This window comes from Pelagimonas phthalicica, from assembly GCF_004364805.1.
Classification (GTDB): Bacteria; Pseudomonadota; Alphaproteobacteria; order Rhodobacterales; family Rhodobacteraceae; genus Pelagimonas; species Pelagimonas phthalicica.
Map to the genome: position 1 here is coordinate 977,714 of NZ_SOAP01000002.1, position 22,278 is coordinate 999,991.

At 58.2% G+C, this 22,278-nt stretch carries 21 protein-coding genes and 1 tRNA gene; 14 read left to right on the forward strand and 8 right to left on the reverse strand.

The genetic code is table 11. The features are described 5' to 3' along the window. The first annotated feature begins 25 nt into the window (after positions 1-25). The 5 genes from gatB to CLV87_RS14875 all read left to right on the forward strand — a co-directional run bounded on the left by gatB (position 26) and on the right by CLV87_RS14875 (position 7,172). Positions 26-1,540 (forward strand): Asp-tRNA(Asn)/Glu-tRNA(Gln) amidotransferase subunit GatB, encoded by a 1,515-nt coding sequence (gatB, locus tag CLV87_RS14855; protein ID WP_099246600.1) that lies wholly within the window; start codon positions 26-28, stop codon positions 1,538-1,540. Positions 1,541-1,646: 106 nt separating this feature from the next. Beyond that, positions 1,647-1,904, forward strand: a complete 258-nt coding sequence (locus CLV87_RS14860) for a 50S ribosomal protein L20 (protein ID WP_133840796.1) — start codon at positions 1,647-1,649, stop codon at positions 1,902-1,904. 1,177 nt (positions 1,905-3,081) lie between these two features. Then, a complete protein-coding gene (locus tag CLV87_RS14865; RefSeq protein ID WP_133840797.1) occupies positions 3,082-3,747 on the forward strand; it encodes a hypothetical protein in 666 nt (221 codons plus the stop codon). Between the two features lie 224 nt (positions 3,748-3,971). Next, on the forward strand, positions 3,972-5,315 hold the full coding sequence (dddP, locus tag CLV87_RS14870; protein WP_099246605.1) for a dimethylsulfonioproprionate lyase DddP: 1,344 nt from the start codon (positions 3,972-3,974) through the stop codon (positions 5,313-5,315). A gap of 528 nt (positions 5,316-5,843) precedes the next feature. Continuing rightward, positions 5,844-7,172, forward strand: coding sequence for a DUF3179 domain-containing (seleno)protein (locus CLV87_RS14875; RefSeq protein WP_099247810.1), 1,329 nt, complete (start codon positions 5,844-5,846; stop codon positions 7,170-7,172). Positions 7,173-7,480: 308 nt separating this feature from the next. Here CLV87_RS14875 and CLV87_RS14880 read toward each other — a convergent pair whose 3' ends face one another. Beyond that, positions 7,481-7,696, reverse strand: coding sequence for a BolA family protein (locus tag CLV87_RS14880; protein ID WP_306438015.1), 216 nt, complete (start codon positions 7,694-7,696; stop codon positions 7,481-7,483). Positions 7,697-7,813: 117 nt separating this feature from the next. Between CLV87_RS14880 and CLV87_RS14885 the strand changes: the two genes are divergently transcribed. Further along, a complete protein-coding gene (locus CLV87_RS14885) occupies positions 7,814-8,437 on the forward strand; it encodes a J domain-containing protein (protein ID WP_099247812.1) in 624 nt (207 codons plus the stop codon). Positions 8,438-8,578: 141 nt separating this feature from the next. On the opposite strand, the gene CLV87_RS14890 is transcribed toward CLV87_RS14885, so the two are convergent. Together CLV87_RS14890 and msrB are read right to left on the reverse strand one after the other, a co-directional pair. Next, entirely contained in the window at positions 8,579-9,727 is a 1,149-nt protein-coding gene (locus tag CLV87_RS14890) for a flavin monoamine oxidase family protein (RefSeq protein WP_099246609.1), read from the reverse strand. A 415-nt stretch (positions 9,728-10,142) separates the two neighbouring features. Beyond that, on the reverse strand, positions 10,143-10,595 hold the full coding sequence (gene msrB / locus CLV87_RS14895) for a peptide-methionine (R)-S-oxide reductase MsrB (protein WP_099246611.1): 453 nt from the start codon (positions 10,593-10,595) through the stop codon (positions 10,143-10,145). Between the two features lie 173 nt (positions 10,596-10,768). Here msrB and CLV87_RS14900 point away from each other — a divergent pair, with 173 nt between their 5' ends. After that, positions 10,769-11,470 (forward strand): glutathione S-transferase family protein, encoded by a 702-nt coding sequence (locus CLV87_RS14900; protein WP_099246613.1) that lies wholly within the window; start codon positions 10,769-10,771, stop codon positions 11,468-11,470. A 150-nt stretch (positions 11,471-11,620) separates the two neighbouring features. Then, a complete protein-coding gene (locus CLV87_RS14905) occupies positions 11,621-12,994 on the forward strand; it encodes an L-serine ammonia-lyase (protein ID WP_099247814.1) in 1,374 nt (457 codons plus the stop codon). A 214-nt stretch (positions 12,995-13,208) separates the two neighbouring features. Here the strand turns inward: CLV87_RS14905 and CLV87_RS14910 are convergent, their stop codons facing one another. The 3 genes from CLV87_RS14910 to CLV87_RS14920 all read right to left on the reverse strand — a co-directional run bounded on the left by CLV87_RS14910 (position 13,209) and on the right by CLV87_RS14920 (position 15,311). Continuing rightward, the gene (locus CLV87_RS14910; RefSeq protein WP_099246615.1) at positions 13,209-13,769 is read right to left on the reverse strand and encodes a helix-turn-helix domain-containing protein; all 561 of its coding nucleotides are present in this window, start codon (positions 13,767-13,769) and stop codon (positions 13,209-13,211) included. 138 nt (positions 13,770-13,907) lie between these two features. Then, positions 13,908-14,420, reverse strand: a complete 513-nt coding sequence (locus CLV87_RS14915; RefSeq protein ID WP_099246617.1) for a DUF4442 domain-containing protein — start codon at positions 14,418-14,420, stop codon at positions 13,908-13,910. 90 nt (positions 14,421-14,510) lie between these two features. After that, positions 14,511-15,311 (reverse strand): SDR family NAD(P)-dependent oxidoreductase, encoded by an 801-nt coding sequence (locus CLV87_RS14920; protein ID WP_099247816.1) that lies wholly within the window; start codon positions 15,309-15,311, stop codon positions 14,511-14,513. A gap of 207 nt (positions 15,312-15,518) precedes the next feature. Between CLV87_RS14920 and CLV87_RS14925 the strand changes: the two genes are divergently transcribed. Continuing rightward, complete coding sequence (locus CLV87_RS14925; protein ID WP_099246619.1) at positions 15,519-15,734, forward strand: hypothetical protein; 216 nt, start codon at positions 15,519-15,521, stop codon at positions 15,732-15,734. 30 nt (positions 15,735-15,764) lie between these two features. On the opposite strand, the gene lipB is transcribed toward CLV87_RS14925, so the two are convergent. Further along, complete coding sequence (gene lipB, locus CLV87_RS14930; RefSeq protein ID WP_255301727.1) at positions 15,765-16,550, reverse strand: lipoyl(octanoyl) transferase LipB; 786 nt, start codon at positions 16,548-16,550, stop codon at positions 15,765-15,767. A gap of 62 nt (positions 16,551-16,612) precedes the next feature. Between lipB and CLV87_RS14935 the strand changes: the two genes are divergently transcribed. Together CLV87_RS14935 and CLV87_RS14940 are read left to right on the forward strand one after the other, a co-directional pair. Next, positions 16,613-16,699 (forward strand) — tRNA-Leu (locus CLV87_RS14935). A gap of 328 nt (positions 16,700-17,027) precedes the next feature. Then, positions 17,028-17,792, forward strand: coding sequence for an SDR family oxidoreductase (locus CLV87_RS14940; protein ID WP_099247818.1), 765 nt, complete (start codon positions 17,028-17,030; stop codon positions 17,790-17,792). Positions 17,793-17,798: 6 nt separating this feature from the next. Here CLV87_RS14940 and CLV87_RS14945 read toward each other — a convergent pair whose 3' ends face one another. After that, positions 17,799-18,263, reverse strand: coding sequence for an Lrp/AsnC family transcriptional regulator (locus tag CLV87_RS14945; RefSeq protein ID WP_099246623.1), 465 nt, complete (start codon positions 18,261-18,263; stop codon positions 17,799-17,801). Between the two features lie 125 nt (positions 18,264-18,388). On the opposite strand from CLV87_RS14945, the gene CLV87_RS14950 reads away from it, so the two are divergent. From CLV87_RS14950 to CLV87_RS14960, 3 genes are all read left to right on the forward strand, one after another. Then, a complete protein-coding gene (locus CLV87_RS14950; protein WP_176556037.1) occupies positions 18,389-19,441 on the forward strand; it encodes a Leu/Phe/Val dehydrogenase in 1,053 nt (350 codons plus the stop codon). 335 nt (positions 19,442-19,776) lie between these two features. Further along, positions 19,777-21,450 (forward strand): cytochrome c oxidase subunit I, encoded by a 1,674-nt coding sequence (ctaD, locus tag CLV87_RS14955; RefSeq protein ID WP_099246625.1) that lies wholly within the window; start codon positions 19,777-19,779, stop codon positions 21,448-21,450. Positions 21,451-21,581: 131 nt separating this feature from the next. Further along, positions 21,582-22,148 (forward strand): hypothetical protein, encoded by a 567-nt coding sequence (locus CLV87_RS14960; RefSeq protein ID WP_133840798.1) that lies wholly within the window; start codon positions 21,582-21,584, stop codon positions 22,146-22,148. Positions 22,149-22,278: the final 130 nt, after the last annotated feature.

The following is a 22,278-nucleotide window of genomic DNA, read 5'->3' on the forward strand; positions in this document are numbered from 1 at the left end:
TGTTCCATGAAAGCCGAGGATTGCAATGCTGGATCTGACATTTGACACGCCCAAGCCCAAGGTGATTGCCGGGGCCAAGCATGACTGGGAACTGGTCATCGGGATGGAGGTGCACGCGCAGGTCTCCAGTCAGGCCAAACTGTTCTCGGGCGCTTCGACAAAATTCGGGGCAGAGCCGAATTCAAACGTGGCTTTTGTTGACTCGGCCATGCCGGGAATGTTGCCGGTTATCAATGAGTTCTGCGTGGAACAGGCGGTGCGCACGGGGCTGGGTCTTAAGGCTGAGATCAACCTGAAATCGGCCTTTGACCGCAAGAACTATTTCTATCCAGATCTGCCGCAGGGCTACCAGATTTCGCAGCTCTATCACCCGATTGTGGGCGAAGGCGAAGTGATCGTTGATATGGAGCCGGGCATTGCGCGCAAGGTGCGGATTGAGCGGATTCACATTGAGCAGGATGCGGGCAAGTCGATCCATGACATGGACCCGCATATGTCTTTCGTGGACCTGAACCGCACCGGTGTGGCGCTGATGGAGATCGTCTCGCGTCCGGACATTCGTGGACCTGAGGAAGCGGCGGCCTATATCGCCAAGCTGCGCCAGATCCTGCGCTACCTTGGGACCTGTGACGGCAATATGCAAAACGGCAACCTGCGCGCGGATGTGAACGTCTCGATCTGCCAGCCGGGCCAGTACGAGAAGTATATGGAAACGCAGGATTTCTCGCATCTTGGCACCCGTTGCGAGATCAAGAACATGAACTCCATGCGCTTTATCCAGCAGGCGATCATGGTCGAGGCCGAACGTCAGATCAAGATCGTTGAGGCCGGTGGCGAAGTCGATCAAGAGACGCGTTTGTATGATCCTGACAAGGGGGAGACGCGGTCGATGCGCTCGAAGGAAGAGGCGCATGATTATCGCTATTTCCCCTGCCCCGATTTGCTGCCTTTGGAGATCGAACAGGATTGGGTGGACGATATCGCCAAGTCCTTGCCCGAGCTTCCGGATGAGAAAAAAGCGCGCTTTGTCAATGCGTTCGGGCTTTCGGAATATGATGCGTCGGTGTTGACCGCCGAAACCGAGAGCGCGGATTTCTTTGAAAAGGTTGTTGCGGGCTCGGGTGACGGCAAATTGTCGGCCAACTGGGTTATTAACGAGCTGTTCGGTCGGTTGAAAAAAGAAGATCACGACATCTCGGACAGCCCGGTCAACCCGGACCAACTGGCTGGAATCATTAAACTAATCAAGTCGGATGCGATCTCTGGAAAGATTGCGAAAGACCTGTTTGAGATCGTTTATTCCGAAGGTGGTGACCCTGAAGCCATCGTTGAAGAGCGCGGCATGAAACAGGTGACCGATACCGGCGCGATTGAAACGGCCGTGGACGAGATCATCGCGGCCAACCCGGCGCAGGTGGAAAAAGCCAAGCAAAATCCAAAGCTTGCAGGCTGGTTTGTGGGTCAGGTCATGAAAGCCACCGGTGGCAAGGCCAATCCAAAGGCGGTCAACCAGATCGTCGCGCAAAAGCTGGGTCTGTAAGCAGGATTTCCACCCGCTCTCCAAAATAATCCAATGAAAAAACCAAGCCCCCCGCAAGAATTGCCGTGGGGAGCTCACTTCAAGACTGCTGTAAAAGGTACCATTCATGAAAAATCTCATTCTCTCAAGCGTGGCATTTATTGCGCTAAGTGCCTGTAAAAACGATGGAAACATGGTCGTTAGCCGAACGGACGGCCAGAAGGTTAAAGTGACCAAGGAACAGGTGGAGATCTGCTGGAAGCAGGTTGGCTTCAAAGGCGATATCTACAAATTCTTGACACCAGAGGAAGCCGTCGGTTTGCGCCCCTCCGGATCGATGTCTCAGGAACAAGTGGATGCCTTCAAAGCTTGTCTTGGTCTTTGATCCCAGCGCAGCGGTGGGGTGAAACCCCACCCTACATCTTAATGGAACGCCCGGTGCCGGTAACGGACCGGGCGTTTTATATGCAACGGGGCAATTGGTACAAAACCCGGCGCGTTTTGGGGGGATTGCCCCCCGGTGCAAATGGGGCCCCGGATCGGGCATTTTGGGCAATCTGTCTGATTCTGCCTGAAATTAGGGGGGATTGGCCCCTGCCAGAGGTCGCCCCCCTCGGCGCGGTCGGAAAGAACGCTGTTTTCGCGCAACAAAAGGTTAATTTGCCTCTCGACCCGGTGCCGGGTGATTGAAGCCCGCCCACCCCTCACCCTAAAGTTGCGCCATGGGATTTGCTGAATTTTTTACGCTGATCAAAGAATGGTTCGGGTCATACGCCGCGTTGATTTTTGTGGTCTGGGTGGTCGTCGCCTGGGCGCTCTTACAGACCGCAAAAACCAGCAAAGACCAAGCCCGGTTCCGCAACTGGGCCAGCCGCATGCACCGTCCGTACAAAGCACTGATGAACCGGGTGATGGTTGGGCTGGAACGAGTGTTGATGCCGAGAACTGTGGAAGAGTTTCCGCGGCCAAAACGTCTGGTCAATCGCATCTATTGGTGGCTAGCCCCTTTGGCCAAGGATCCACAGGATGTTGAGAGATTGCGCCGCAAGCTTTGGTCCTGGCCAATTCTATCTGCTGCCATTCTCTTATCCGTGGCCTATCCGGTCATGTTCGCGACGGTACAATGGGGGGTGTCTGGTGACGCTTTAGGTTTCGGAGGACACCCGCTATTCCCCGATGATGTGCATTGGGGTATTCGATGGCCGATTCTCCTTGTTTTGGCTATCAGTGTAATCTTTCGAATAATGGCTTTAGCCCTAGCTGAAGGTGTCTTCGAAAAGCTTCAGCTAGGGCTGTTACTCGCATTCGTATTCGCATTCGCAGGCGCAGTTGTTGTCGCAGGCGTAGTCGCATTAGCACTCGTAGTCTTAGGTGTAGTTGCAACCCGTGGCGCAGTCGCAATCGGACTCGCATTCGCAGTCGCAATCGCATTCGCATTCGCAGTCGCAGGTGCCCTCCCAGCCCCATTCGCATTCCCAATTACGCTCGCGATCACAGTCTCAGTCGCAGCATTGGTGTCAACTGGCGCGCGAAAAGGGATCGGTGTCGCATCTCATCTGAGCATGCTCTTTGGCTTTGGGGCTTTGATCATCATTCGATTGGCGACAGAGAAAAGCCAGGACGGTTTAACCGTCTTGTTGACGCTTGGCCTGTTGCCCTGCCTCAACGCTTTCTTTGACTGGCTGAGCTACGGCATGACCATCTTTCTGCTGCAGAAAGGCCAAGCCAAGCGTGGGGTCTGGCCGTTTCTCTGTGGTGTGGCGGATGTGGTTGCGGCGGGGGTGATTTTTGCGGCTTTGGCGGCGAGCCTTGTGGCCATTTTGGCGCAGATCAACCTGTGGCGCGGCGATATTCTGGTGGATGTCAGGGCTATTCTGGATCAGCCGGGGGAGCATCTTTGGGTGATTGCCATGATTGCCTCGACCCTTGTGCCGACGCTGGTGCATCTGGGGCTGGCGCTGTTCAGCCTGATCACCTGGGTGCCAGTGCCGTTTTGGCAAGGGGGCGTGGATCGCTTGCTTGATCAAGAGGATACGATGGGCGGCTGGTGGGCGGCGGCGCGGCTATCCGGGGCTCTTGTCGGCGTTTATGGTGGGTTCTTGCTGTTGGGCGGCGCGGTGCTTTGGGCGCTTTGGCAGCTTGGGGCGGTGATCGTCTCGGGCTATGTGGGGTGGTTGCATGTGCTGCTGGATTGGATCGGGTCGCCTGTGATGCCTGTGGTGATCTGACGGCTTTGGGCCCGGAAATTTCTGCCCCCTCTGAGCGATTGTAAAAAAGCGAAGCGAATCCGTCGCTATTTGGCATTTCCGGCCCGGTCTGGCCTGAGACGCTTTGCCTATCGCGTTTCGGGAAAACGGTGACTCGCACGGGTCTTGCTACGCTTAGCGGCCTGCGGGACATGACGGGGCATCTGTTTTTTCCTTTGCTCGAAACGCCTTAGGGAGGAGAGCCAATGGATCAGCATTACAGAGACAGTCGCAAGATTGACCCGACGCTTGGAGAGAGACTTGGGGATGGCAGCGCCAATCGGGGCGATCGGATGGAGATCGGGCCGACAGAGCTGGCCTTTGCCGAATGGCGCGCGGCGGGGTTGGAGCTGCCGGATCTTGAGGCGATGCGGCGCTTTCGTTGGGAGCGTTTGACCCAGCATGTGGTGGCGCGGGGCTATGGCGGGTTGTTGATGTTTGATCCGCTCAACATTCGCTATGCCACCGACAGCACCAATATGCAGTTGTGGAACACCCATAACCCGTTTCGCGCGGTGCTGCTGTGTGCGGATGGTTATTTGGTGATCTGGGATTACAAGAATTCGCCGTTTTTGAGCACGTTCAACCCGCTGGTGCGCGAGCAGCGGTCGGGTGCCTCGATGTTCTATTTCTCGGGTGGGGATCGGATTGGGCAGACGGCGGACAAGTTCAGCGGCGAGGTGCTGGATCTGCTGCGCGAACATGGCGGCGGTAATACCCGGCTGGCGGTGGACAAGATCATGCTGCACGGGGCCAAGGCGCTGGAGGCGGTCGGGATCGAGCTGTTTGATGGCGAGGAGGTGACGGAGAAGTCGCGCGCGATCAAAGGCCCGGATGAGATCAAAGCGATGCGCTGTGCGTCGCATGCTTGCGAGGCTTCGGTGCGGGCGATGGAGGGTTTTGCGCGCGCCAATGTTGGCGATGGGCGCACCACCGAAGATGATATCTGGGCGGTGCTGCACGCCGAGAATATCAAGCGCGGCGGGGAGTGGATTGAAACGCGGCTGCTGGCCTCGGGGCCGCGGACGAACCCTTGGTTCCAGGAATGCGGTCCGCGGATCTGTCAGCGCGATGAAATCATCAGCTTTGATACGGATCTGATTGGCAGTTATGGGATTTGTATCGATATTTCGCGCAGTTGGTGGATTGGCGATGCCAAGCCGAGGGCGGATATGATCTATGCCATGCGCCATGCTCATGAGCATATCATGACCAATATGGAGATGCTGAAACCTGGCGTGACCATCCCCGAGCTGACCGCCAATGCCCATGTGCTGGATGAGCAGTTTCAGGCGCAGAAATATGGCTGCCTGATGCATGGGGTAGGGCTGTGTGATGAATGGCCGAGCGTTGTCTATCCGGATCAGGAGGTGAAGGGTGCGTTTGATTATGCGCTGGAGCCGGGGATGGTGCTCTGCGTCGAGGCGGCCGTGGGCGCGGTGGGCGCGGATTTCACCATCAAGTTGGAGGATCAGGTTTTGATCACCGAGGATGGCTATGAGAACCTGACGACTTATCCCTTTGATGCGGTGCTGATGGGGGAAGACTAGAAAGGGGACTCGGTTTCGTGAGCGAATCCCTTGGCGGGACCAGGCGAAACCCAGGAAGTCAGGAATCCCTGACTGACGCAGGGTCAGGCAAAAGTGTTAAGAAAGTGTTACCGGACGAGACTATCTCACCGGTGTCCCGGTATAGAGCGGGACGGTGTGAGACGAGTGATTGTTGCGATGCAACCCCGCAAGGGGATTTGATCAGTTTTTATCATCAAATCGGGGGCGTGGCTGTGAAGCTGCGCCCTTATTATTTGGGATTAGCGGCATGAGGGCGATGGCGGGGCGCTGCCCCTCTTGGCGCAAGCGCCAATTCACCCCGGGATATTTTTGGCCCAAAGAAACCATGGGAAGTCGATTGGAGCGGTCGCGGGTACCTAAAGCCATCGTGATTGGTACGCGAGCGCCGAGGCAGCTTAGGCTGGGGCAAATCGCTATTGTGAGACTTTGATGATGTTTGATGCCCCTGATGCCCAAACTGGCGCGCGAAAAGGTTTGCTCGGTTTCCGATGTGCTCGCGTGGTGGTTATGCTGGCTTTGACTCTTGAGCTGACCTTGCCCGCCCAAGCGCAGCAAGACCCCCTACCTGCCTATACCATTGCTCAGTTTGGGCAGCCGCCCGTCAGCCCGACAAGCGCGCTGAGTGCAGATGTCAGGACTGCCATTCAGGTCGGGCTGGTTGACAGTCTGCGCAACACCGAATGGGGGCCGGCGCAGGCCGAGGCCTTGCAGACCATAACCGCCAGCAAGGACCCGCGTCTGGCCTGGGTGATCAGTGACATGATGCGCTTTGTCGCCTGGGCCGAGTTGAACGCGGTCTTGACTGAGGCGGCAGCGGAGCTGTTGCAGATCAAGGCGCCGCGCAGCAACAGCTGGGGGGTGATCACCGATCATCTCATTGCCTGGGATATCCCTGCCCCGCCCGGCTATCTGGAGTTCAAGAGCGGCATTTTCACCGCTATGGCCCCGGAATGGCAGCCACTTTTTGTCGAGGGGGAGATTGACTGGCGGCATGTCTCCTGGGGCGGCGTGTTGATTGATGATCGCCGTTTCAACAGCAAGAACACCGCCTGTAACTGCATTCCCGCAGCGGATAATCCCGAGGTCAGCAGCGCCGACGAGGCCACCTGGCTGAAGGACAGCGATATCGTCTTTGGCGTCGAAGTGAATGGCGCATTCCGCGCCTATCCGCGCCGCATCATGGAAGTGCGCGAGATGGTCAATGACACGCTTGGCGGGCGCAAGCTGGGCATTCCTTATTGCACGCTGTGTGGGGCGGCGCAGGCCTATTTCACCGATGGGCTTGGCGTTCGTCGACCGATTTTGCGCACCTCGGGTCTGCTGATCCGGTCCAACAAGGTGATGTATGATCTGCGCAGCAAGTCGGTGTTCGACACCTTTACCGGCGAGGCGGTGACCGGGCCTTTGGCCAAGCGCGGGGTAGAGTTGCAGCAGGCCAGTGTGGTGACGACTGATTGGGGCACCTGGAAAGAGGCACATCCGGAGACCACGGTTCTGGTGGAGGCGCTGGCCTTGGGACGGGACCCGGATTTTCGCAACACGCGCGATGCCAATGGGCCGATCTTTCCGGTCGGCGATGTTGATCCAAGGCTGCCGGTGCATGAGGACGTGATCGGGGTGATCACCGCCTCGGGCCAGCCGGTGGCGTTTCAACGCAGCAAGGCCTTTCTGGCGTTGAAACGCGGTCAGGAGATCAAGGTCGAGAATGTGCATCTGGTGCTGGATGCTGGTGGGGTGCGGGCCGTGGATGCGGAGGGGCGCGATCTGGGCAGTCACCAGGCCTTCTGGTTTGCCTGGTCGCAGTTTCATCCGACCACGGAGTTGTGGACGGGGTGAGAACGCGCTGACCGTTGGCGCGCCCCCTCTCGTTGGAGAAAAGAGACGCGTCATCGCCGTCCCGCGGGTTGGCGATGCAACTTGGGTTTCTGCCACTTGATCTTAGCCAAGCTCACTCCAACTTCCATGTTCACCTAGACGACAGAAAAATCGCCATCCCGTCCCGCCAAAGGCGGGCCAACTCTATCGGCGCACCTCTGGTGCGACGGGCGGGTCATGCGGAAGGCATACCTTTGGCATGACGATGACGCGGCGGCCTTTGGCCTTGATTCCGCGTCAAGTATTTTCCTTCATAGTACGGCAAAGCTCTACACATCCAGATCCAGAGACAGGGCATGAATCTCTGCCACCAGATCCTTTCCCAAGGCCTGATGCACCATACGGTGGCGGGCGATGCGGGCCTTGCCTTCAAAGGCCGGATTGCGCAGGGTGACGTGAAAATGGCTCTCGCCCGAGCCATCATCCCCGGCATGGCCACTATGGCGGGCGCTGTCATTTCTTACATCCAGAGATGTAGGCGCCAAAGATTCACTCAACCGTTTGTAAATTTCCGCCGACCTGGTCATTTTTGGCAAATCGCCCCCTGTAAGTTTACGCAGATTAGTCTAAACTCTGGCGTCCGAGTCGAGAAGAGGTGCATGATGAGCAGAGACGATCCTTTTGGGTTTGACATGTCCATTAAGTCCGCAAAGAAGAAAAATCCGCGCGGCAGAAAGGGCATGACGGGAGAACAAAGCACATCGACACGTATATGTGATCATGAGGGCTGTAATGAGCCGGGCAAATATCGCGCGCCCAAGGCCCCGGATGTGCTGGATGAATTTTACTGGTTCTGTAAGGACCATGTGCGCGAATACAACGCCAAGTGGAGCTTTTTCGAAGGCAAGACCGAAGCGGAAATGAACGCGCAGCAAAGTTCGGACAAGGTGTGGGAGCGCAAGACCAAGGAATGGCGCGACCCAGAGGCCAAAGCCTGGGAACGTTTGGGCATTGAGGACCCGCATCAGGTGCTGGGTGACAATGCCACGCGCAATCCGGGCAAGGCTGGTGGCGGCGGGCGCAAGCTGCCTCCGACCGAGCGTAAGGCGATTGAGATCCTTGAGGCCAAGGACACCATGACCAAGGCCGAGATTCGCAAGGCCTATAAGAAACTGATCAAGGTGTTGCACCCGGATATGAATGGCGGCGATCGCAGCCAGGAGGATCAGCTGCAAGAGGTGGTCTGGGCCTGGGATCAGATCAAGGACAGCCGAAGCTTTAAGTAAGCGCTGCGAAAACATAAAAAGCCCCGCAAATTGCGGGGCTTTTCAATTGGGAGGCTATCAAATTCGGGCCCAATTGGCCGACGCGACCCTATGCTTGAACCCTGCCGTTTTAAAGAGTTGCAAAGGCGGCACGCTGCGCGTTTAAGACGCGACAATCTGCTCAACAGCCCGTGTCGCTGAAAACGCTGCGCCCTGAACTGTTGATTGGTCATCCTCCCCCAGCGCTTCTCCGGCAAAAAAGACCCGCCCCTCAACTGGTTTCAAAATGTCCGAGATGTCTTTCTGGCCGTGATTGTCCATCGAATAGCTTCCCATAATAAAGCGTTCCAGGCTCCAGTTTTGGACCACGCCGTCAATGAAGGCCTCGCGAACAACGGGGCCGAAGATCTTGGTCAGTTCCTCCAAAACATCCGCCAAAAGCGCCGCGTTGTTCAATTTTGCGCGTCTTAGCCGTTGGTCCGATACGGTGAACAGCCCAAGAATATTCTGTTGAGTCGGCTTTCCGAAGGCAGCGTCGTAATAGATCTTTTCGGCCCATGTATCGGCCAGCACACTGGCACGCGATCCCTCAAAAAGCATGTCAGGATAGAAACGTTCCCTGAATTTGAGGAACAGTTTGAACCCGGACCCAAAATCTATGTCTTGAAGCGCAGGCATGTCAGGCGGGGCAAGCCCATCCTGAAACGCGATCTGGGCGCTTTGCAGCACGGAAAGCGGCACTGTGACCAAGACTTTGTCCGTTGTCAGGGTGCGACCGTCGCTAAGCCTAATGGCAGTTTGCGCCCCTTGTTTGGAGACCTGAGAAACCACCGCGCCAAAGATAACTTTCTCACGGATCGATGGCAGTACAAATCTCTCAAAGAAGCCGTACCACGTGATGTCGAAAAACTTGACCTCTCCGTAGCCGTGTCGAAGCAAATTAAAGTCGTTGAGTTGGCCATTGTGCCAGAACTGATAGGTTTGTGGTTGGTAGTTGATGGTCGCGACACCAAGATCAGTCTCGCCATGGCCAAGAATACGCCCAAGAACTTCGGGTTCATCGTGAATCCACTCTGCCCCAAGATCGAGGGGCACATCGGCAAAGCCCGAAAGACGTTTCAAACGCCCGCCCCAAGACTGTGATGCTTCGAGTATTTGAACCCGAACGCCAGATTTTGTGAGGTGGTAGGCAGCGGTCAGACCGGCGCTACCGGCACCAATGATCGTGACGTGCTGAGACGGTTTTGCTGACACGACATGCGGCGCGCACATCAGAGATGCGGCTGCAAAAGTAAATGTTCGTCGATCCATAGGTCACCTCGTCTATGTTCTGGTGAATCCTGGCATTCTCAAAACAGGAAGCAAAGGCGGTTTCGCCACTTTGCAAAGCGAGAGTATCAAGCACCCAAATTCCTTTGACCATACCGGGCACTGCGCGTGTGCCAAGGCTCTCCCCCTCAATGCGCCAATGAATTGCGACACCAATACCAAAGGTCGTAGCATCAATTCGCAATGCATCCTGACCCTAAGATCTTAGGGAGGTAAGTTGATACACTTTTAAATATTTCAATTTGTATTTTTTACTAGACATACACGCTTTGGTTGTGCAAAGCTAACCGTAGGGTCCCCCCCTCGAGACACAACTCGACACTCACGGAAACGGGTCTCTGCCAGTGGTAGGGACCCGTTATCCGTTGTATCACAGCTTTGTCCTAGCGATGTTGGGTCAGGCAGGCGTGAAGCGCAAGCTTACCCCATTGATGCAATGGCGTTTGCCTGTGGGGGCCGGGCCGTCGTTGAAGATGTGACCAAGATGTGAGCCGCAGCGGCGGCAGTGACATTCGGTGCGGGTGACGAGGAGCTTGCGGTCTTTCTTGGTGCCGATGGCCCCTGGCAGCGACCGGGTAAAGGAGGGCCAGCCGGTGCCGCTGTCGAATTTGTCCTTGGAGGCGTAGAGCGGCAGGTCGCAGCCTTTGCACAGGAAGGTGCCCGCGCGCTTTTCGCGATCCAATGGTGAGGAAAAGGCGCGTTCTGTGCCTTCGCGGCGCATGACCTTGTATTCCAGCGCGCTCAGCATGGCGCGCCATTCGGCATCGCTGCGGGTGACCTCAAACCCGGCGCTGGCGGGTTTGGCCGCAAGGGCGGCGATGGACGCAAAGAGAAAATGGCGGCGTTTCATGGCGGATCCTCCTGGGATGACGATGCAACTCGGCATGGGGATGGCTCAAGCCCAAGGTTATCACGTTCGCGCGAGGCATGGACGGCCTGGGCGCAACATGGGGATGTCTGAAATGTCGTGTATTTTGCCGCGGATGGGCAGATGTTTTACGCACAAAGCCCTAGTCTTGCGCCATGGAACATCTGGTTTTGCATTACGCGCCCGACAATGCCTCTTTGATCGTGCGATTGGCGCTGGAAGAGTTGGGCCTGCCCTATGAGACTCGCCTTGTTGACCGAAGCGCCAAGGCGCAGGACAGCGCGGCCTATCGCCGGTTGAACCCGGCCGGGCATATCCCAGCCCTGGAAACGCCAGACGGGCCGCTGTCGGAAACGGCGGCGATCTTGCTGTGGCTGGTGGATCGTGAGGGGCGGATGGGGCCGCAAGTGGGCGATCCGGCGCGCGGGACTTTTCTTAAATGGCTGTTTTTCCTGTCCAATACCTTGCAGGCGGGCCTGCGCCTGACCTTTTACCCGGACAAATATATTGGCGGAGCAGCCGAGGCTCAGGCGCAGTTGCGCAGCCATATGCAAGGGGTCTTGGCCGGGCATTTGCAGCTATTGGAGCATGAGGCGCAGGCCGGGCATGACTGGTTTGGCGGCGATGAGGTATCGGTCTTTGACTACTATCTCGCCTGTTGCCTGCGCTGGTGCGCGCTGTATCCTGAGTTGAATGCCGGGTGGTTTGATCTGTCTGCCTATCCCGGTTTGCAGGCCTTGCTGAGCCGGTTGCAGGACCGCCCGGCGGTCAGGGCTGCGCAACGGGCCGAAGGGTTGGGCGAAACGCCGTTTACCGCGCCTAGTCTGGCCAATCCGCCCGAGGGCAGCGCGCTTTAGCGCCGGTACGAATGCGGGCATCACCACGGGTGTTTCCTATCAGAGAAAAGTTCACTATAGGAAACTTTACCGGATAAACTGTCGTTTTTTGACCATTGCCGCCCGGGGCCCTGCCCTATGCTGGCGGCGAAACCACCTGAGGGCGCGCGCATGTTTCTTTCTGTCTTTGACATGTTCAAAATCGGGGTTGGCCCCTCTTCGAGCCACACAATGGGGCCGATGGTGGCGGGGGCCAAATTCCTCGACACGCTGCGGGCTGCGCCGTTCCAGGTGCATGGGCTGCGCGCCAGCCTGCATGGCTCGCTGGCTTATACCGGCGTCGGTCATGCAACAGATCGCGCAACGATCCTGGGATTGGCCGGATTCAACCCCGCGGATTACGATTTTGACAAGGCCGAGGCGGCATTGGCCGAAATCATCAAGACCAAACAGGTGGTGCCCGAAGGCCTGGGGCCGCTCAGCTTTGATCCCAAGGGTGACCTGGCCTTTGACTTTGGCCCCGCCCTGCCCGGCCATGCCAATGGCATGATCCTGATGGCCACTGATGCGCAGGGCGATGTGATCCTGCAAGAGACTTATTATTCCATTGGTGGCGGCTTTGTCCTGACCGAAGACGAGCTGAATGCGGGCGAAGATGTGGATCACGGCGACCCGGTGCCGTTCCCCTTTCACAGCGGCGCGGACATGCTGGAGATGGCGGAGCGTTCCGGCAAGAGCATTGCCGAGATGAAACGCGCCAATGAGATTTCGCGCGGCTGTTCGGACAGTCTGGAGAAAGGTGTGGCGCGGATCTGGGAGGTCATGGATGCCTGTATCAATCGCGGGTTGGAACGCGATGGCATTCTGCCCGGTGGGTTGAATGTGAAACGCCGCGCCCGTGGCATTCATGAACAGTTGGAGGCCGAGCGCGGCACGAACCTGACCGCGCCGCATGTGATCAATGACTGGATGAGCACCTATGCTATGGCGGTCAACGAAGAGAATGCAGCCGGAGGTCAGGTGGTCACCGCCCCAACCAATGGCGCGGCGGGGGTTGTGCCGGCGGTCATTCGCTATTGGCTGGATTTTGTGCCGGGGGCGAGCGCCTCCAAGGTGCCGGAATTCCTGCTGACCGCAGCGGCGATTGGTGGCTTGGTGAAGTATAATGCCTCGATCTCGGGGGCCGAGGCGGGCTGTCAGGCCGAGGTTGGCAGCGCCAGCGCCATGGCCGCGGCGGGGCTATGTGCGGTGATGGGTGGTAGCCCGAAACAGGTGGAAAACGCCGCTGAAATTGCGTTGGAGCATCATCTGGGCATGACATGTGACCCGGTAAAGGGTCTGGTGCAGGTGCCCTGCATCGAGCGCAACGGGCTGGGCGCGATCAAGGCGGTCTCGGCGGCGTCCCTGGCGATGCGCGGGGATGGTGAGCATCTGGTGCCGCTGGATGCGGTGATCGAGACCATGCGCCAAACCGGGCATGACATGCATGAAAAATATAAAGAGACCTCGCTGGGCGGGTTGGCGGTGAATGTGCCCAATTGCTGATCCGGGGATGATCTGACGATCAGCGCGTGCCGCGGGCGGGTTGAGGGGGCCAGCCCCCTCTGGAGCCCAAGGGCTCCATTCACCCCCGGGATATTTATGGCCCAGAGAAGACAAGGGGGATTGGGTCATTAGGTAAAGCTTAGGTATGGCCCTGCCGGTCAGATCTCAGGCGCGCACGCGGCCCGTTCTCAATCTCTCAGAGGTTAGAAAGCGGTTACCCGGAGAGGCGACAGATCATGAACTTGCAGCCCTGGCCTTTGGCGGTGACCAGACGCAAAGCGCCGGATTGGCGAAAGCGCAGGGCGTCGCCGGGGGCGAGGCTGTAGGCCTGGCCGCCTTGATCCGCGTGCATATAGCCGGAGAGGATGAGGATATGGACCTCTTGCCCTTCGATATCGGCGCCGTCCTGGACGACTTCGCTGCCTGGAGGCAGGCGGCATTCTTCGACTTCTCCAGCCAGAGCCGCTGCGCCGGGTGACATGATGCGCCGGGCAAAGCCGGTTTCACTGTCGCGCCAGATTGCCTGATCATCGCGCTGAATATGGGCCGGAAAGGCGGCCTCGGTCATGGCCAGCAGGCGCGACAGGCTCATGCTATGGGCACTGGCGAGCTTGTCCAGCACATCGGCTGACGGGCTGACTTCGGCATTTTCAAGCCGTGACAGGGCCGCGCGGCTGACACCGCTGGCCCCGGCCAATTGATCGAGGGTCCATCCCTTATCGGCGCGCAACCGTGACAGCCGGTCTGCGAGCCTGACCGTGAGGTCGCTCTTCATTACTATCCCCCCGGGAATCTATCCCGTCTAAGAGACTAGAGCGCAAATGTTGGAGAAAGGCAAGCAAAGCCGGGGATTTGGCCGGAACTTGGTAGGGACTTGGTGAGGTTTGGAAACGGGGTTGAGGTGACGAAGGCGTCAGGTTGCGATCTTTGGGAACCACGCCATGGTGATATCGGCGGCAATTGGTTGGTTGCCGCTGCTATCGGTGAGTTGGATGGAGACGGTCACTTCGCCCTTGTCCTGTTCCATGGCCGGGCGCAACTGGTCTTCGGTTAGCGTGGCAACGGCGCGGATGTCGCCGCGAATGGGTTTGTGCAGCTCGGCCTGCATGCGACGTACCACCACAACCGCGCCTTTGGGCACCCAATGGGCCAGCAGAATACCGGCGGCGAATTCGCCGGGCATCTGGCAGACGACACCATGAATGCCGCCTACATGGTTGCGGAACTTGCGCCGGTTCCTGAGGCTCATTTCCACGCGGGTTGGCTGCAGGACTTCGGTGCGGATGCCCACCGTGGCATAGGCGCGGATCAAACGGCCCAGGAACAGATCAAAGGCGCGCAGCCGCCATTTTTCCGGCAGAAAGGCAATGCGATCCAAAACGCCGTTCAAATGGTTCCGGGGCAGTTCAAGAGCGGTGTTTTGCATGGGGCCTCCTGCACGTCTAAGTCAGGCTTTAGGGCATGGGGAGCCATGTGCCAAATGCGACGCTGCGCCAGTTTGGTGGTTGCCGTGGGGTCAGTTGTTCTGGCGCGCCAGCCGGGCCTTTAGGCGGGCCATGTCACGGCGCATGCGGGCCATGTAACAGGGAAACGGCAGGTAACGTTTGAGCCGCCAGCTTTTGCGCGCGGCGGGATGGGTGAGGATATGGGCCTGCCCCTTGGCGAGGCCGTCAAGAATGATCGCCGCGACCTCATCAGCGCTGATGCGGGCGCGTTCCACCATGCGCGTGGTAGCGGCGCGGGTCTGATCATCGGTGGCGCGCATATTGCGGGCCAGATCGGTGCGAAAGAAGCTGGGACAAGCGACATGGACGGAAATGCCACGATCCTGCCATTCCAGCATCAGGGTTTCGGAAATCGCCAAAAGCGCGGCTTTGGAGGCGTTATAGGCGGCGGAATTGGACAGATAGAGCACAGCCGCCATCGAGGCGATGTTCAGCATCTGCCCGCCATGGGGCAAGAGCGGGCCCAGCGCCTGGGCCGTGCGCACGGGACCGAGGGTGTTGATGTCGAAGATCCAGCGCCAATCCTCGATCTCGGTCTGATCAAAGGGGCCCATCTGGGCGACGCCGGCATTGTTGATCAAGAGATCGAGACCACCCCAATGGGCGTGCAGCCAGTCGGCGGTTTTGCGAAGGTCCGCCTCGGAGGTCACATCACAGGTGATCCAATCCACCCCGATCTCGGCAGCGGTGTGTTGCGCGGCCTCGGCGTCACGATCACCAATCAGAACCTGCGCGCCCTGCTTGGCCAGTTGGGTGGCAAGGGCCTGGCCCAGCCCCCCTGCCCCGCCGGTGATGAAAACCCGTTTTGTCATGCTCTGCTTTGTCATGACTTTTATTACCTTGGCGCGCGGCGGATCTGCAATCGCCTCGCGCGGCGCATCCTGCAAGGCCAAGGGTCAGGAATTCCTGACGGAGGTTTTCCGGACTGATGCCAAAGGCGCAATTCACCTAGATTGAACCCAACACCGCAACAGCCTCCGCTCTGCACAAACCTGGGGGCAAGACATAGGAGAGCCGACATGGCCTATTTTGATCCAAGCTTTGAACGCTCGACCGGGTTGCGTAACACTTTGGGGCGCATGGCGACCCGCCTGTTTGAAACCCCGTTTGATGCCCGCCAGCGCCGGTTGGCCGCGCGGGTGGCCGATCTGCGCGCCCTGTCCGATGCCGAACTGGCTGCGCGTGGTTTGCAGCGACAGGACATCCTGTTTCATGTGTTCGGAGGCGGCGCGTAAAGCGCAACCAAATTCCGTCGACGGAATTTGTCAGCGCGCCTCGCAGGTGATGCGCTGCCGTTCTTCGCCAAAGATTTTCTCAAAGCTGGTTTTCAGTGCCACATCGAGATCGTCCATGCCAACCGGCAACCCCAAATCGACCAGCGAGGTCACGCCATATTCGGTGATGCCGCAGGGGACGATACCGTCAAAATGGCTCAGATCCGGTTCGACATTGACCGAGATGCCGTGAAAGCTCACCCATTTGCGCATGCGAATGCCGATGGCGGCGACCTTGTCTTCGGCCATGGCCCCGGTGACGGTGCGCGGTTTGTCGGGGCGTTCGATCCAGACCCCGACACGGCCATCGCGGATATGACCGCTGAGTCCAAACTCGGCCAGGGCGTCGATCACCCAGGCCTCGAGATCACGCACGAAACAGCGCACATCCTTGCCGCGTTTGGACACATCCAGCATCACATAAGCCACCCGCTGTCCGGGACCGTGATAGGTATATTGCCCACCGCGTTTGCTGGGATAGACCGGAAAGCGATCCGGATCCTTGAGGTCTTGGGCCTGCGCGCTGGTGCCGGCGGTGTAAAGCGGCGGGTGTTCCAGCAGCCAGATACATTCCTCGGCCTCTCCGTCGGCAATTGCCGTGGCGCGGGCCTCCATGAAATCCAGCGCGTCCTCATAGGGGGTCAACCCGTCACTGATCTTCCATTCCACCATGATCGCAGCCTCTGTTTCCTTGCGCGATTTCCTTAACATTGCCGTGGGGAAAATGGCCAGAGGCCGCGCCTTGGGTCTCTTGACCGAAAAATGCCGAATTGGCATTTTTTCCTCTTCACATCCGCCCCGCCCTTCGTTAGGTAGCGCTCTACCAAGCCAGGTACAGTGCGGTCGTGGCGGAATTGGTAGACGCGCAGCGTTGAGGTCGCTGTGGGGTAACACCCGTGGAGGTTCGAGTCCTCTCGACCGCACCAATGGCTCTTCCGAAGGAAGATACCGAAACATTCGATACATTGGAATGCGGCAGTTGCTCCAATGGAGCAATGAGAGCATGGAATTCCAGGTTCGTCCCTTCAGCGGCACCATTTCACAAAGAGATGTGAACCTGTCCTTTCCTGTAAATCGTAAGCACGGACGATGCGCGTTCTGCGTGGATCGCGATTTGCGTCGCGCGTTTTGCTTTTTGACCCGGATCTTGCGCATTGCCTTATGCCTGCCGCAAGAGCGCAGGATCCGGGTCGCGTTGTGGCTTGGGAAAGCGTCATTACGGCCATGATCTGTAACGCGAAAGGACATGAGATCATGGAGTTAAAAGGCAAAACGATTGTCATCACCGGGGCGAGCAGCGGGATTGGGGCTGCTGCTGCATTGTTGTTTGCCAGAGAAGGTGCGCAGCTGGTCCTGGGGGCGCGGCGCGAGGCGGAGTTGCGTCAGGTGGCCGGGCAAATCACCCAGAGCAATGGCAAGGCCGTCGCTTTGGCCGGAGATGTCACCGATCCGGATTACGCAAAGGCGCTGGTGGACTGCGCCTCGGACATGTACGGCCAATTAGATGGGGCGTTCAACAATGCGGGCATGGTCGGAGACATGATGCCGGTCGCTGACATGGCCCTGTCCAATTGGCAAAACGTTCTGGAGACCAACCTGACCAGTGCGTTCCTTTGCGCCAAGGCGCAGATCCCAGCGATGACCAAGGGCGGGGCTTTGGTGTTCACCTCCTCCTTTGTCGGGTCCTCCAATGCCGGGCTGCCGGGCATGGCGGCTTATGCAGCGGCCAAGGCCGGGTTGAACGGTTTGGTGCAATCCCTGGCCAATGATCATGCGCAACACGGCATACGGGTGAACGCCCTGCTGCCCGGGGGTACGATGACGGCCATGGCGGGGGATGATCCTGCGGGTCATGCTTTTGTGCGGTCCTTGCATCCGATGCGGCGCATGGCCGAGCCAGAGGAGATCGCGCAGGCCGCGCTGTTCCTGCTGTCAGACCGCGCCAGCTTTGTCACCGGAACCGCGATGCTTGCCGATGGCGGCGTGTCGGTGCAGCTGGGTCAAGGGCCTGTGGAATAGATCAGATCACACCACGCGCCGCATGGGCAATGCGGCGCGGCGGCTGAGAGTGCGCAGGGTAAAGCTTGACCGCATATTGCGCACATTGGGCACCGTCATCAGCCGGGTTTCGAGGAAATGATCAAACGCCTCGAGATCCGGCACCACGACCTTCATCAGAATGTCCGGGCTGCCGGTCATGAGCTGGCATTCGACGATTTCCTCAAAAGTCGCAATGCGCTTGGTAAAGTCTGACACCGCCTCGACGCTTTGCCGATCAAGCTCAAGCGTCACAAAGACGGTGACCGCCTGCCCAATCTTGCGCTGATCCACACGCGCACCATAGCCGGTGATGATCCCCGCCTCTTCCATCCGGGCGACGCGACGCGCGCAAGGTGTGGCTGACAGCCCGACCTGTTCGGCCAGATCGCCCATGCGAATGCGCCCATCCTGTTGCAGGATTTTGAGTATCTTGTGGTCGAGATCATCCATTTTATCGCGCCTTTGCGCTAAAGCGTGAAGGTTTTCACTAAGAATACCCAAATCCACGTCCAAGAATAGGGAAAATCCTCAGGCACACGCGACTATCCTGTTATGGAACTGAGGAGGAAACCCATATGACACTGACCGCCCCCACCCTGACCGATCTCGCCGTTGCCACCCATGAACGCGTGGTTCATGTCGAAGGGCTGCCCGGAGGGCTGAGCGCTTTGATCGCCATTCACTCCACGGCACGCGGGCCTGCAGCGGGCGGTTTGCGGATGCGCAGCTATGACAGCTTTGACGCCGCGGTTGAGGATGTGCTGCGCCTGTCCCATGGCATGACCCTGAAAAACGCCGCCGCCGATCTGCCGCTGGGCGGGGGCAAGGCGGTGATCATGGGCGATGTCGCGACGCAGAAAACACCCGAGCTGATGGAGGCCTTTGGCATGGCTGTGGATCAGTTGGGCGGCGATTATCGCACCGCCGAGGATATGGGCATGACGCCCGAGGATATGGCGATCATCTCGCGCCAGACCAAATTTGTCGCCGGCCTGCCGGGGAAATCCGGAGATCCCTCGCCGATCACGGCCCGCGGTGTGTTCCTGTCGATGAAGGTGGCAGCCAAACATAAGTTCGGCAGTGACGATCTGAATGGCAAGCGCGTGGCGATGCAGGGCCTGGGCCATGTGGGCTGGCATCTGGCGGATATGCTGCACGAGGCCGGGGCGGAGTTGATCGTGACCGATGTGAACGAAGACGCTTTGGACGAGGCGGTGGTGTCTTTCAACGCCAAGGTTGTCGGGCTGGATGAGATCTATGGGCAAGATGTCGAAATCTTTGCCCCCTGCGCCATTGGGGCGGTGTTGAACGCCAAGACGATCCCGATGCTCACCTGTGAGGTGGTGTGTGGTGCCGCCAACAACCTGCTGGCCACGCCTGAGGATGGTCAGCGCCTCGTAGAGCGCGGCATTCTTTATGCGCCGGATTTTGTCGCCAATGGCGGCGGGATCATCAATGCCACGCCTGAAATCATCGGACAGACGCAGGATGCGGCCTGGCTGGAAGGCAAGCTGCAAGCTTTGAGCAACAATATGGATGCCATTCTGAGCGAATCCCTGCGCAGCGGTTTGCCGCCGCATGAGGTGGCCGAGCACATGGTCGAGGCGAAAGTGTCGCTGGCCGCGTGATCCTTGTCGAAAGCAACAAATGGTGCGCTTGACGTGCGGCAGGCGCTCCAAAACTTTTCACAAAAGTTTTGCAAATTCCGTCGACGGAATTTGGTGGCGCGCGTTGCGGTGGATGCTAGGCACAAGCGATGTCGCCGGGTGTGGGCCCGTGTTTTATGGCGGATTTCGCCAGTCTGATCTCACCAGCCCATCTGACCTGCGACACTTTTGTTTGATCTGCGTCAAATACCACCGTTGCCGACCTAAAGATCACCTTTTAAAACATGAATGGAATTGACGGGCGCGATGGGATTCTCTTTCGCGCCCGCATTAGTAGGACAAAAGGGAGGCACGAGATGGCAGACGCCGCCATTCATGGCCACGAGCACGAGGACAACCGGGGGTTCTTTACCCGCTGGTTCATGTCCACAAACCACAAGGATATCGGTATCCTCTACCTGATCGTTTCGGCGCTTGCAGGTTTGGTATCGGTGATCTTCACCGTTTATATGCGCATGGAGCTCATGGAGCCCGGTGTGCAATATATGTGTCAGGAAGGCGCGCGCCTGATTGCCACAACAGTTGAGCAATGTACCCCGAATGGCCACCTCTGGAACGTGTTGATCACGGGCCACGGTATCCTGATGATGTTCTTCGTCGTCATCCCGGCCCTGTTCGGCGGTTTTGGCAACTATTTCATGCCGTTGCAGATCGGTGCACCGGACATGGCCTTCCCTCGCATGAACAACCTGTCCTTCTGGCTTTATGTTGCCGGCACCACTCTGGCGGTGTGCTCGGTCTTTAGCCCAGGCGGTAACGGTCAGCTTGGGTCTGGCGTGGGCTGGGTTCTTTACCCGCCGCTCTCGACCAATGAGCAAGGTTTCTCGATGGATCTGGCGATCTTTGCGGTTCACGTATCGGGGGCAAGCTCGATCCTGGGCGCGATCAACATGATCACCACCTTTCTGAACATGCGTGCCCCGGGCATGACCCTGTTCAAGGTTCCGCTGTTCAGCTGGTCGATCTTTGTCACCTCCTGGCTGATTCTGCTGTCCCTGCCGGTTCTGGCGGGCGCGATCACCATGCTGCTGACCGACCGTAACTTTGGCACCACCTTCTTTGATCCGTCAGGCGGCGGTGATCCGATCCTGTATCAGCACATCCTGTGGTTCTTTGGTCACCCCGAAGTTTACATCGTGATCCTGCCGGGCTTTGGTATCATCTCCCACGTCATCGCGACCTTCTCGCGCAAGCCGGTCTTTGGCTATCTGCCAATGGTCTGGGCGATCATCGCGATTGGCGCTCTGGGCTTTGTCGTGTGGGCGCACCACATGTACACCGTCGGCATGAGCCTGCGTCAGCAGTCTTACTTCATGCTGGCCACCATGGTCATCGCGGTTCCGACCGGTGTGAAAGTGTTCAGCTGGATTGCCACCATGTGGGGCGGCTCGGTTGAGTTCAAGACACCGATGATGTTCGCTCTGGGCTTCCTGATGCTGTTCACCATCGGTGGTGTGACCGGTGTTGTTCTGTCGCAGGCTGGTGTGGACCGTGCCTATCACGACACCTACTACGTGGTTGCGCATTTCCACTATGTGATGAGCCTGGGTGCCGTGTTTGCGATCTTTGCGGGGGTATACTTCTACTTCCCGAAAATGTCCGGCAAGATGTATTCGGAAACCCTGGGTCACATCCACTTCTGGATGTTCTTCATCGGGGCCAACCTGACCTTCTTCCCGCAGCACTTCCTGGGCCGTCAGGGCATGCCGCGCCGCTATATCGACTATCCTGAGGCATTCGCCACATGGAACTACTGGTCGTCGCTGGGTGCGTTCCTGTCCTTTGCCTCGTTCCTGCTGTTCTTCTACATCGTGATCCACGCCCTGCTGAAAGGCGCGAAATCGACCGAGAACAACCCTTGGAACGAATATGCGGATACGCTGGAATGGACCCTGCCAAGCCCGCCGCCCGAGCACACGTTCGAGCAGCTGCCAAAGCAGGAAGACTGGGACAAAGCCCCGTCGCACTGATCCGGCTCTGAAATCTAGGAAAGGCCTCGCAATTTGCGGGGCCTTTTCTTTTTCGTCGGCTTGTGTCGCCTTCCCCTTGTGACACGTGCCTTCCGCCCCCAATTTGCAAAGGTGCAGTTAAGGGGGGCGTGATGCGACGATACCTTTTGGGAACTTTGGCGATACTGCTGCTCGCTTTACTTGGGTTACAGTCCTGTGAGGCAATCAAACCTGGACGGGTCTTTGCACCAGAACATTTTGGCATGACTTGCCCCGAAGCGGGCCTATGCCTCGAAGATCCGGCGCGTTTGGCTGAGGCGAAAGCGTTGCGCTCACAGGCATTGCGCTTTGTGCAGTCGGAAATCGGACCGCTCAAGAAAGCCCCGCGTGTGCTGTTTTGTTCGACCGAGACCTGTTCGCAAAATTTCGGCATGTCGGGGACCAAGGCCTATGCAGTTGGTACCCACGGTATTCTGATCCACCCGGATGGCTGGCAGGAATATATCCTGCGTCATGAGATGATCCATCATTGGCAGAGCGAAACTTTTGGTACCGCACACGTCGCGCATAGATTGCCGAAATGGTATGTTGAGGGCATGGCCTATGAGCTGAGCGGCGACCCGAGACAACCCCTGCCCCGCGCCGATATCGAACAATATCGTATGCAGTTTCGCGCCTGGCTGGCTGCGGGCAATGATTGGCGGGTTCCTCCGAGTTAAAGCGTTTCGGCTTTAACCTGAATCCTCATGAGGCACGAATGTCCCGAGAGTGCCGCAGGCATGGCAGGGTATTCGTGTCTCAAGTTTAAACCGAAACGCTCCAATCGAACACATGAGTTCTTGACAGATA

Excerpts from the sequence above, each read along its gene's own strand:
- gatB (WP_099246600.1), top strand. The coding sequence starts at position 26 with ATGCTGGATCTGACATTTGACACGCCCAAGCCCAAGGTGATTGCCGGG.
- CLV87_RS14860 (WP_133840796.1), top strand. The coding sequence starts at position 1,647 with ATGAAAAATCTCATTCTCTCAAGCGTGGCATTTATTGCGCTAAGTGCC.
- CLV87_RS14865 (WP_133840797.1), top strand. The coding sequence starts at position 3,082 with ATGCTCTTTGGCTTTGGGGCTTTGATCATCATTCGATTGGCGACAGAG.
- dddP (WP_099246605.1), top strand. The coding sequence starts at position 3,972 with ATGGATCAGCATTACAGAGACAGTCGCAAGATTGACCCGACGCTTGGA.
- CLV87_RS14875 (WP_099247810.1), top strand. The coding sequence starts at position 5,844 with ATGCTGGCTTTGACTCTTGAGCTGACCTTGCCCGCCCAAGCGCAGCAA.
- CLV87_RS14885 (WP_099247812.1), top strand. The coding sequence starts at position 7,814 with ATGAGCAGAGACGATCCTTTTGGGTTTGACATGTCCATTAAGTCCGCA.
- CLV87_RS14890 (WP_099246609.1), bottom strand. The coding sequence starts at position 9,727 with ATGGATCGACGAACATTTACTTTTGCAGCCGCATCTCTGATGTGCGCG.
- msrB (WP_099246611.1), bottom strand. The coding sequence starts at position 10,595 with ATGAAACGCCGCCATTTTCTCTTTGCGTCCATCGCCGCCCTTGCGGCC.
- CLV87_RS14900 (WP_099246613.1), top strand. The coding sequence starts at position 10,769 with ATGGAACATCTGGTTTTGCATTACGCGCCCGACAATGCCTCTTTGATC.
- CLV87_RS14905 (WP_099247814.1), top strand. The coding sequence starts at position 11,621 with ATGTTTCTTTCTGTCTTTGACATGTTCAAAATCGGGGTTGGCCCCTCT.
- CLV87_RS14910 (WP_099246615.1), bottom strand. The coding sequence starts at position 13,769 with ATGAAGAGCGACCTCACGGTCAGGCTCGCAGACCGGCTGTCACGGTTG.
- CLV87_RS14915 (WP_099246617.1), bottom strand. The coding sequence starts at position 14,420 with ATGCAAAACACCGCTCTTGAACTGCCCCGGAACCATTTGAACGGCGTT.
- CLV87_RS14920 (WP_099247816.1), bottom strand. The coding sequence starts at position 15,311 with ATGACAAAACGGGTTTTCATCACCGGCGGGGCAGGGGGGCTGGGCCAG.
- CLV87_RS14925 (WP_099246619.1), top strand. The coding sequence starts at position 15,519 with ATGGCCTATTTTGATCCAAGCTTTGAACGCTCGACCGGGTTGCGTAAC.
- lipB (WP_255301727.1), bottom strand. The coding sequence starts at position 16,550 with ATGCCAATTCGGCATTTTTCGGTCAAGAGACCCAAGGCGCGGCCTCTG.
- CLV87_RS14940 (WP_099247818.1), top strand. The coding sequence starts at position 17,028 with ATGGAGTTAAAAGGCAAAACGATTGTCATCACCGGGGCGAGCAGCGGG.
- CLV87_RS14945 (WP_099246623.1), bottom strand. The coding sequence starts at position 18,263 with ATGGATGATCTCGACCACAAGATACTCAAAATCCTGCAACAGGATGGG.
- CLV87_RS14950 (WP_176556037.1), top strand. The coding sequence starts at position 18,389 with ATGACACTGACCGCCCCCACCCTGACCGATCTCGCCGTTGCCACCCAT.
- ctaD (WP_099246625.1), top strand. The coding sequence starts at position 19,777 with ATGGCAGACGCCGCCATTCATGGCCACGAGCACGAGGACAACCGGGGG.
- CLV87_RS14960 (WP_133840798.1), top strand. The coding sequence starts at position 21,582 with ATGCGACGATACCTTTTGGGAACTTTGGCGATACTGCTGCTCGCTTTA.